Below are 9,457 nucleotides of genomic sequence, written 5' to 3'. Positions count from 1 at the left end.
GGGGCCGCCCCGGGATCACCCGCCGACCACCCCGGCCCCGGGGCGGAACGGCCGCCGGACATTCCCCGCGAGGCGCCCCCCGAGCCGTTGGGCACCCCCCTCGAACCCACCGGCCACCCCGGGGTCGACGCGCTGCTGGAACGGCTGCGGGAGGTGGACCGCCTGGCCGTGACCGCCCACCCGGCGGTGTACGAAGATGTTCACCGCGGCCTCGACGGGATCCTGGCCGCGCTCGACCGACCCGCCGGTCCCCGGCCGCCGGGTGCCCCCACCGACCCCGGGAGCTGAACGATCCGTGGCAGCAGCCACCCGTCCCCGTCTCAGCCGTCTCGACGCGGAACTGGTCCGCCGTCGCCTGGCCCGCTCCCGCGAGCACGCCCGCTCGCTCATCGCGGCCGGGCGGGTCCGGGTGGACGGCGCCCCCGCGACCAAACCCGCGACCCGGGTGGCCGTCAGCGCCGCCCTGGTGGTCCGGGAGGACGCGGACGAGCCCGACTACGTCTCGCGCGGGGGGCACAAGCTCGCCGGGGCCCTGGCCGTCTTCGGGCCCCGGGGGCTCGTGGTGGCCGGTCGCCGGGCCCTGGACGCGGGGGCGTCCACCGGCGGCTTCACGGACGTCCTGCTGCGGGCCGGGGCGGCCCGGGTGCTGGCGGTGGACGTCGGTTACGGACAGCTCGCCTGGTCCCTGCGCGCCGATGAGCGGGTCGAGGTCCACGACCGGACCAACGTGCGGGAACTGACCCCGGAGACCATCGGCGGGGAACCGGTGGACCTGATCACCGGGGACCTGTCGTTCATCCCGTTGGGGCTGGTGCTGCCGGCTCTGGTCGGGTGCGCGGCCCCCGACGCCGACCTGCTGCTGATGGTCAAGCCGCAGTTCGAGGTGGGGCGGGAGCGCCTGGGCAGCGGTGGTGTGGTCCGCGACCACTCCCTGCGCGCCGAGGCGGTCCTCGGTGTCGCCCGCCGGGCGTGGGAGCTGGGGTGGGGCACCGTCGGGGTGACCGCCAGCCCGCTCCCGGGCCCCTCCGGCAACGTCGAGTACTTTCTGTGGTTGCGGGCCGGGGCACCCGGGCCGGACCCGACCGAAGTCGAGCGAGCCGTGACGGAGGGCCCCCGGTGAGCATCAGCGACGAGCGACCCGACGGAGCACGGCACGCCGGACGGGACGTCCCGGATCCCGCCGGCGCCGTGCCGGTGGCGGGGGGAACGGCGGATCGCACGGTCCTGCTCCTCGCCCACACCGGCCGGCCGGCCGCCATCCGCAGCGCCGAACTGGTGGTGCGCGGGCTGCTCGCGCACGGCATGGGGGTGCGGGTGCTGGTGGAGGAGGCCGAGGACCTCCCGCTGCCCGCCGAGGTGGCGCGGGTGGAGAACGGCCCGGGGGTCGCCGAGGGGTGCGAACTGCTGGTGGTCCTCGGCGGCGACGGCACCCTGCTGCGCGGCGCGGAGTTCTCCCGCGCCTCGGGGGTGCCCATGCTCGGGGTGAACCTGGGCCGGGTGGGGTTCCTCGCCGAGGCCGAGCGCGACGACCTCGACCAGGTCGTGGACCGGGTGGTGCGTCGCGACTACGCGGTCGAGGAGCGGATGACCCTCGACGTGGTGGTCTACAACGACGGCACGGCCTGCGTCCCGGTGCACGTGGACTGGGCGCTGAACGAGGCGTCGGTGGAGAAGGCCTCGCGCGAACGCCTGCTGGAGGTCGTCACCGAGGTGGACGGGCGGCCGGTGTCCCGTTTCGGCTGCGACGGCGTGGTCTGCGCCACCCCCACCGGTTCCACCGCCTACGCCTTCTCCGCCGGTGGACCGGTGGTGTGGCCGGAGGTGGAGGCCCTGCTGATGGTGCCGATCAGCGCCCACGCGCTGTTCGCCAAGCCCCTGGTCACCGCCCCGCACTCGGTGCTGGCGGTGGAGGTGCAGCCGAACACCCCGCACGGTGTGCTGTGGTGCGACGGTCGGCGCAGCGTGGAGCTGCCGGCCGGGGCCCGGGTGGAGGTGCGCCGGGGAGCGGTGCCGGTGCGTCTGGCCCGGTTGCACCGCGCCCCCTTCACCGACCGACTGGTGGCCAAGTTCGCCCTCCCGGTGGCCGGTTGGCGGGGAAGCCCGCGCTGAGCGCGGCTCCGGCGCGCCGGTGGCCGACCGGCGCGCCGGGTGACCGCGGCCGGCGGCCGTTCAGTTGGCCCACCAGATCGCGGCGTTGAGGGCGCCGGCGTAGCCCACCCACAGCAGATAGGGCACCAGCAGCCCGGCCGCCATCCGGTGGATCCGGGCGAACAGCACCATCGTCACCACGATCGCCCCGAACAGCAGCACGATGTCCACGAGGGCGAGACCGTACTCCTCGGCACCGAAGAACAACGGTGTCCAGGCCAGGTTGAGGGCCAATTGGACGCCCCACCACACCAGCGCGGCGCGCGCCGAGCCACCCGCCCGGCGCCACACCAGCCACGCCGAGACGCCGATCAGCCCGTAGAGCACGGTCCACACCGGTCCGAACAGCCAGGAGGGCGGGGCCCACGCCGGTCGGTCCAGCGCACCGTACACCTCGTCCGCCTCGGCACTCGCCAGCGAGCCGACGGCGGCCACGAGGTAGCACAGGCCCACGAACACCACCAGCGAGGGCCAGGAGCGCCACCGGGGCGGTCCGGTGCGGGTCTCCGGCGTTCCGGCTGTCGTCATGTCGGTCGTCCGTTCTCCCCGGGGCGGGGATCGTCGGCGGGGGGACCGGGGTCCCTCCCGGCGCGGCTGCTCAGAAGCCGAAGCGGCGGGGGGCGTGCTGCACGCTGATCCAGTGGTCGGTGGTGAACTCGGCCAGTGCCCAGTCGCCGCCGAAGCGCCCCACGCCGGAGTCCTTCTCGCCGCCGAAGGCGGTGTTCGCCTGGTCGTTCACCGTCTGGTCGTTGACGTGGGTCATCCCCGCGTCCACCCGCAGCGCGAACCGCGTGCCCCGCTCGGCGTCGCCGCTGAACACCGCGCTGGACAGGCCGTAGTCGGTGTCGTTGGCCAGTTCCAGGGCGTGCTCCTCGTCCCGGGCCCGCAGGATCGTGGCCACCGGCCCGAAGACCTCCTCCACCGCGCTCGGGGCGTCCGGCTCGGCGAGCAGGACGTGCGGGGGCAGCGACAACCCGGCGGGTCCGCCGGGGTCACCGCCGAGCAGCAGCTTCGCGCCGCTCCCCACCGACCTGTCCACGATGTCGCGCACCCCCTCCAGCTGACTCGTGTTGATCAGGGGACCGATCCGGGTCTCGGGGTCCGAGGGGTCCCCGGTGCGCAGGTCGCGCACCTGCTCGACGAACAGGTCCACGAACTCGTCGTGCCGGGAGTCGTCCACGATGATCCGGTTGGTGCGGATGCAGATCTGTCCCTGGTGGAAGAAGGAACCGAAGACCGCCGCCTCGACGGCGCGCGGGAGGTCCGCGTCGTCCAGCACCACCAACGGGGCGTTGCCGCCCAATTCCAGGGCGAGCTTCTTCAGGCCCGCCTTCCGGGCGATGCCCGACCCCACGGGGGTCGAGCCGGTGAAGGAGACCAGTCGGGGGATCGGGTGTTCCACCAGCGGGTCGCCGACCTCGCTTCCCGGCGCCACGACCACGCTCAGCAGCCCCGCCGGAAGGCCCGCCTCCTCCAGCAGCCGGGCGGGCAGGAGCCCTCCGGTGACGGGGGTGTCGCCGGCCGGTTTGAGGATCACCGCGTTGCCCAGCGCCAGCGCCGGGGCCAGCGAGCGGCAGCTCAGGTGGAGCGGCCAGTTCCACGGACTGATCACCAGCACCACGCCCAGCGGCTTGCGGTACACCCGGCTCTCCTTGCCGGGGATGTCGGCGGGCAGGATGCGTCCCGCCATCCGGTGGGGGAGCGAGGCGGCCTCGGTGAAGTCGGCGACGGTGGCCGCCCACTCCGCCTTCGCCTTGGCGACGGTGCTGCCGCTCTCGCGCACCAGCCAGCGGACGATCTCGTCGCGGCGGCGGTGCAGCACCTCCACCATGCGGCTCATCACCGCCGCCCGTTCACGGGGCAGCCGTCCGGCCCACTCGCGTTGCGCCGGGCGGGCGGCCTCCAGGGCCTCCTCGGCGTCGTCCATGGTCGCCTGTGGGATCTCCAGGAGCGTTTCCCCCGACCACGGATCCAGGTCGGGGCGCGCGGTGTCGCCGCTCCCGGTGCGACGGGTACCGGCGAGGGGGAGGGTCGTGAAGTCCTCGTACGGTGCCGGTGTGTCGGTCATGGAACATCCCTTCGACGGGCGTGGATCGGGACGGGGCGGCCGGTGCCGGCGCGTGAACGGGTGCCGGTCGACGGGCGGGGTACCCGACCGATCGGGAGCTGCGGGCCGAACCCGGCCGGCCGGTGACCATCCCTACCCGAACTCTCCGGGACATATCGTCATCATTCACATCAATGGCGGGTATCCCGGTCCGGACCCCTCGTTCGGGCGCGGTCGGCCGGACACGGGTCACGGGACGGGGGCCACCGGGGCGCGCGGGGCCGATCCCCGCTCCCCCCGGGATTCCCGGCACACCGGTCGGGGGCGCGCGTCGCGCCCGGGGACCCGGACCTCGTATGGTCGTACCCGTGTTGGAGGAGATGCGGATCAAGGACCTCGGCGTGATCGACGACGCCGTGGTCGAGCTGTCCACCGGCTTCACCGCCGTGACCGGTGAGACGGGGGCGGGCAAGACCATGGTTGTCACCAGCCTCGGCCTGCTGCTCGGCGGTCGGGCCGACGCCGGCCTGGTACGGGTCGGTGCCGCCGGAGCCCTGGTCGAGGGGCGGATCGCCCTGCCCGCCGACGCCCCCGCCGCCCGACGGGCCGCCGACGCCGGTGCCGAACTGGACGAGGGCGCGCTCCTGGTCAGCCGCACCGTCTCCGCCGAGGGCAGGTCCAGGGCCCACCTGGGCGGACGAACGGTTCCCGCCGCCCTCCTCGCCGAACTGGGCGAGGAGTTGGTGGCCGTTCACGGCCAGACCGACCAGCAGGGCCTGTTGCGCCCCGCCCGGCAGCGCGAGGCACTGGACCGGTACGCGGGGGAGGCGGTCACCGCCCCGCTCGAGGCCTACCGGCACACCTATCGACGGCTGCGCGAGATCTCCGGTCACCTCGCCGAACTGACCGAGCGGGCCCGTGAACGCGCCCGCGAGGCCGACCTGCTGCGCCTCGGACTGGAGGAGATCGCCGCCGCCGAGCCCCGACCGGGGGAGGACATCGAACTGGACGCCGAGGCGGCCCGCCTGGGACACGCCGACGCCCTGGCCACCGCCTCCACCACCGCCCACGGCGTCCTGGCGGGGGACCCGGCCGACCCCGAGGGCGTGGACGCGGTGACGATGGTCGCCGAGGCGCACCGCGCGCTGGAGGCGGTCCGGGCCCACGACCCCGCGCTGGGCGGCCTGGCCGACCGGCTCGGCGAGGTGGGCATCCTGCTGGGCGACATCGCCCAGGACCTCGCCGGGTACGCCGACGGTCTCGACGCCGACCCCCTGCGCCTGGCGGCCGTGGAGGAGCGGCGGGCCGTGCTGGGCCGGCTCACCCGCAAGTACGGTGAGGATCTCGACGCGGTGCTCGCCTGGGCCGAGGCGGGGACGAGTCGACTCGCCGAGTTGGAGGGCGACGACGAGCGGATCGACCGGCTGGGCGCCGAGCGCGAGGAACTCCGCCGCGACCTCGCCCACCTGGCGCACACCCTCACCGCCGCCCGGGCCGAGGCCGCCAAGCGGTTCGCGGAGGCGGTCACCGACGAACTCACCCAACTCGCCATGCCGCACGCCCGGGTGATGGTGGAACTGCGTCCCCTGGAGGCCGTGGAGGGGGAGGAGAGCGTCGATCTCGACGGCCGGGTGGTGGGATGCGGCCCGCACGGCGCCGACGAGGTGGAGTTGCTGCTGGCCCCGCACCCCGGTGCCCGTCCCCGCCCCATCGCCAAGGGGGCCTCCGGCGGTGAACTCTCCCGGGTGATGCTGGCCATCGAGGTGGTCTTCGCCGGTACCGCCCCGGTGCCCACCTATCTCTTCGACGAGGTGGACGCGGGCATCGGCGGCCGGGCCGCCGTGGAGGTGGGACGCCGTCTGGCCCGACTGGCCGACACCGCCCAGGTGGTGGTGGTCACCCATCTGCCCCAGGTCGCCGCGTTCGCCGACCGTCACCTGGTGGTGGAGAAGACCCACGACGGTTCGGTCACCCGCAGCGGCGTGGTGCCGGTGCACGGGGAGGGCCGGATCCGGGAACTCTCCCGCATGTTGGCGGGACAGGAGGACTCGGAGTCGGCACGGGCCCACGCCGAGGAACTGCTCGCCACCGCGGCCCGGTTGGCCTCCGAACGGCGGGGCGACCACGAGCGCTGAACGACCGTCCGCCGGGGAGGGGGCCCGTGACCCCGCGTCGACCCACCGGTAATTCGCCGGGGTGACGGACGGTTGTCGGTGCCGGCCGGCATGCTGGACCCCGGACGACGCACCGACCGACGCGCCACGGTTCGGTGCGGGGCGGGGAATCCCCGCTCCTCCCGTCCGTTCCGGGTCGGTGCGCGGGGCGCCCCGTTCCGCTCCTCCTTCCCGGCCCGCACCCCCGGCGTTCCCGCACCCCTCGCATCCACCGAGGAGCTCCCGACGTGATGGCAACAGCCGGTGGTGGCCTGCGGCCGGACCACGGGGCGCGCGTTCCGCCCGCCCCGGCTCCCCCGCGCCGCCCCCGCACGGGCGTCCTCCACCTGCTCGGCGCGGGGGAGGGACATCTCGCGCCCCGGGTGAGGGCGCTCGCCGGGGCACTGCCCGCCCGGGGGATCCGTGCCACCGTCTGCGCGCCGGCGGAGCTCGTGGAGCGCTGCGGATTGACCGGCCTGGTGGCGCTGGGAGCCGAGGTCGTCCCCCTGCCGCACGGCTCCCTCAGTCGGTGGGTGGCCGAGGTCCGGGCCCGGTCCGCGGAGGTCGACGTGGTGCACGCCCACGGTCCGGCGGGCGGGCTGCCCGCCGTTCCCGCCGCCCTGCGCCGTCGGCTTCCCCTCGTGGTGGGCTGGCCCGCTCGGCCGGTCGGGGACCACCCCGACACCTCCTCGCCGGGAGGGCGCGTCCGGGCCGGGATGCGTCGCGTGGTCGAACGGCGGGTGGCCGGGGCGGCGACCGTCGTCCTGGCCGAGACACCCGAACTGCTGGACCACGCCCGTCGGCACGGCGCCAGGGACGCCCGACTCGCCCCCGCCCCGCTGCCGCGCCCTCCGGCGCTGCCGCGGCCCGACGCCCGCGCCGCCGCGGAGGAGCGGGCCGTCGCCCGGGTGCTCGCGGTCTACGACGAGTTCGCCCGGTCCCGCGGCGCGCGACCCGTCGGCGGTGTCGACCTTTTCCGTCCGTGATCCGCCGATCGGGTGATCCGGGCGCGGACCGCCGGAGGGCGTCCCGCACCGGTGCGGAACGCCCTCCGGCGTGCGGTCCGGGCCCGGTCCCGGAGCGTTTCCTCAGCCGCCGTAGGCGCCGGAGGCCGTCAGCCGGAGGGCCGTGTCGATCAACGGGACGTGGCTGAACGCCTGGGGGAAGTTCCCGACCTGCCGCTGGAGGCGGGAGTCCCACTCCTCGGCCAGCAGCCCGAGGTCGTTGCGCAGGGCCAACAGCCGTTCGAACAGCTTCCGTGCCTCGTCCACCCGGCCGATCATCGCCAGGTCGTCCGCCATCCAGAACGAGCAGGCCAGGAAGGCGCCCTCGTCACCGACCAGGCCGTCCACGCCCTCCTCGTCCCCGGAGGTGGGGTACCGCAGGATGAAGCCGTCCGGCGTGGACAGCTCGCGCTGAATGGCCTCCACGGTGCCGATGACCCGCTTGTCGTCCGGGGGCAGGAACCCCATCTGCGGGATGAGCAGCAGCGAGGCGTCCAGCTCCCTCGAACCGTAGGACTGGGTGAAGGTGTTCCGCTCGGCGTCGTAGCCGTGCTCGCACACCGCCCGGTGGATCTCGTCGCGCAGCACCCGCCACCGGTCCAGCGGGCCGTCCACCTCGCCGGACTCGATCAGCTTCACCGCCCGGTCCACCGCCACCCACGCCATCACCTTGGAGTGCACGAAGTGCCGGCGCGGACCGCGGACCTCCCAGATGCCCTCGTCGGGCTCGTTCCAGTGGTCCTCCAGGTACGCGATGAGCTTGAGCAGCAGCAGGTTCGCGTGGTCGTTGCGGGCCAGACCGGTCATGTGCGCCAGGTGCAGGGCCTCGGTCACCTCGCCGTACACGTCCAGCTGGAGCTGGCCGGCCGCGCCGTTGCCGATCCGCACCGGGGCGGAGTTCTCGTACCCCGGCAGCCACTCCAGTTCGGTCTCGCCCAGCTCCCGCTCACCCGCGATGCCGTACATGATCTGGAGGTTCTGCGGGTCGCCCGCCACGGCCCGCAGCAGCCACTCCCGCCACGCCCGGGCCTCCTCGCGGTAGCCGGTGCGCAGCAGCGAGGAAAGGGTGATGGCGGCGTCGCGCAGCCAGGTGAAGCGGTAGTCCCAGTTGCGGGACCCGCCGATCTCCTCGGGCAGCGAGGTGGTCGGAGCCGCCACGATGCCGCCGGTGGGGCCGTAGGTGAGGGCCTTGAGGGTGATCAGGGAGCGCACCACGGCCTCCCGGTAGGGGCCGTGGTAGGTGCAGTGCGTCACCCACTCGCGCCAGAACTCCTCGGTGGCCGCCAGGGCCTCCTCGGGCTCGGGCAGCGGGGGCGCCTCGCGGTGCGAGGGCTCCCAGCTGATGGTGAGCGCCACCCGGTCACCGGGGGCGACGGTGAAGTCGGAGTAGGTGGTCAGGTCCTCGCCGTAGGTCTCGGCGGTGGTGTCCAGCCACACGGAGTCGGGACCGGCGACGGCCACGGTCCGCTCACCGACCCGGTGCACCCACGGCACCACCCAGCCGTAGGAGAAGCGCATGCGCAGCGCCGAGCGCATCGGCACCCGACCGCTGAGACCCTCGACGATGCGGATCAGCTGGGGAGCCCCGTCCCGCGGCGGCATGAAATCCGTCACCCGGACGGTGCCGCGCGGGGTGTCCCACTCGGACTCCAGGATCAGCGAGTCGCCCTTGTAGCGGCGGCGGGTGGCGCGGGCGGGCTCCTCGCCGTTGCCCTGCGCGGGACCGATCCGCCAGAAGCCGTGTTCCTCGGTGCCCAACAGGCCGGCGAAGACGGCATGGGAATCGAATCGGGGCAGGCACAGCCAGTCGACGGAGCCGTCCCGGCCCACGAGTGCGGCGGTCTGCGTGTCGCCGATCAATCCGTAGTCCTCGATGCGCCCTGCCACCTGCGTCTCCCACTCTGTGCCGTTCACCCACCCGGGGCGTCTCCCGCGTTCTGCCCGCGAGCGTCCGTGCAGAATACGCCGCGGGCATGTGTTCCGCGTCCACGTCGTCGCGAAGCGGTACGACGGGAGCGATGAGGCCGATCCGGGCCGTCCTCCACCGTCGCATCCCTGTTCGCCCCGTCCCGCCCCTGTCTCTTATAAACATCTGACCGTGATGA

General features: G+C 74.4%; 8 protein-coding genes. 5 read left to right on the top strand and 3 right to left on the bottom strand.

Annotation, left to right across the window (positions count from 1 at the left end; genetic code table 11):
* The 3 genes from FOE67_RS08195 to FOE67_RS08185 all read left to right on the top strand — a co-directional run.
* Window positions 1–288, top strand: a 288-nt coding sequence (locus FOE67_RS08195; RefSeq protein ID WP_182661995.1) for a hypothetical protein, incomplete at its 5' end; no start/stop codon positions are given.
* A gap of 7 nt (window positions 289–295) precedes the next feature.
* Window positions 296–1,120, top strand: a complete 825-nt coding sequence (locus tag FOE67_RS08190) for a TlyA family RNA methyltransferase (protein ID WP_323384479.1) — start codon at window positions 296–298, stop codon at window positions 1,118–1,120.
* A gap of 68 nt (window positions 1,121–1,188) precedes the next feature.
* A complete protein-coding gene (locus FOE67_RS08185; protein ID WP_182661999.1) occupies window positions 1,189–2,109 on the top strand; it encodes an NAD kinase in 921 nt (306 codons plus the stop codon).
* Window positions 2,110–2,169: 60 nt separating this feature from the next.
* Here FOE67_RS08185 and FOE67_RS08180 read toward each other — a convergent pair whose 3' ends face one another.
* Together FOE67_RS08180 and FOE67_RS08175 are read right to left on the bottom strand one after the other, a co-directional pair.
* On the bottom strand, window positions 2,170–2,676 hold the full coding sequence (locus FOE67_RS08180; RefSeq protein ID WP_182661992.1) for a TspO/MBR family protein: 507 nt from the start codon (window positions 2,674–2,676) through the stop codon (window positions 2,170–2,172).
* Between the two features lie 70 nt (window positions 2,677–2,746).
* A complete protein-coding gene (locus FOE67_RS08175; protein ID WP_182661990.1) occupies window positions 2,747–4,216 on the bottom strand; it encodes an aldehyde dehydrogenase family protein in 1,470 nt (489 codons plus the stop codon).
* 335 nt (window positions 4,217–4,551) lie between these two features.
* Between FOE67_RS08175 and recN the strand changes: the two genes are divergently transcribed.
* Together recN and FOE67_RS08165 are read left to right on the top strand one after the other, a co-directional pair.
* Entirely contained in the window at window positions 4,552–6,330 is a 1,779-nt protein-coding gene (recN, locus tag FOE67_RS08170) for a DNA repair protein RecN (RefSeq protein WP_182661988.1), read from the top strand.
* Window positions 6,331–6,599: 269 nt separating this feature from the next.
* On the top strand, window positions 6,600–7,334 hold the full coding sequence (locus FOE67_RS08165; protein WP_182661986.1) for a glycosyltransferase: 735 nt from the start codon (window positions 6,600–6,602) through the stop codon (window positions 7,332–7,334).
* Between the two features lie 102 nt (window positions 7,335–7,436).
* Here the strand turns inward: FOE67_RS08165 and FOE67_RS08160 are convergent, their stop codons facing one another.
* Window positions 7,437–9,266 (bottom strand): glycoside hydrolase family 15 protein, encoded by a 1,830-nt coding sequence (locus FOE67_RS08160; RefSeq protein WP_323384475.1) that lies wholly within the window; start codon window positions 9,264–9,266, stop codon window positions 7,437–7,439.
* Window positions 9,267–9,457 lie beyond the last annotated feature (191 nt).

Origin of the sequence: Streptomyces calidiresistens (assembly GCF_014141525.1) — a bacterium.
GTDB lineage: Bacteria > Actinomycetota > Actinomycetes > Streptomycetales > Streptomycetaceae > Streptomyces > Streptomyces calidiresistens.
The sequence above is the reverse complement of the archived record's forward strand: the minus strand, read 5'-3'. Positions and strand labels throughout refer to the sequence as shown.

Coding starts and splice junctions, on each gene's coding strand:
- FOE67_RS08180 (WP_182661992.1), bottom strand. CDS start 2,676: ATGACGACAGCCGGAACGCCGGAGACCCGCACCGGACCGCCCCGGTGG.
- FOE67_RS08175 (WP_182661990.1), bottom strand. CDS start 4,216: ATGACCGACACACCGGCACCGTACGAGGACTTCACGACCCTCCCCCTC.
- recN (WP_182661988.1), top strand. CDS start 4,552: ATGGTCGTACCCGTGTTGGAGGAGATGCGGATCAAGGACCTCGGCGTG.
- FOE67_RS08165 (WP_182661986.1), top strand. CDS start 6,600: ATGGCAACAGCCGGTGGTGGCCTGCGGCCGGACCACGGGGCGCGCGTT.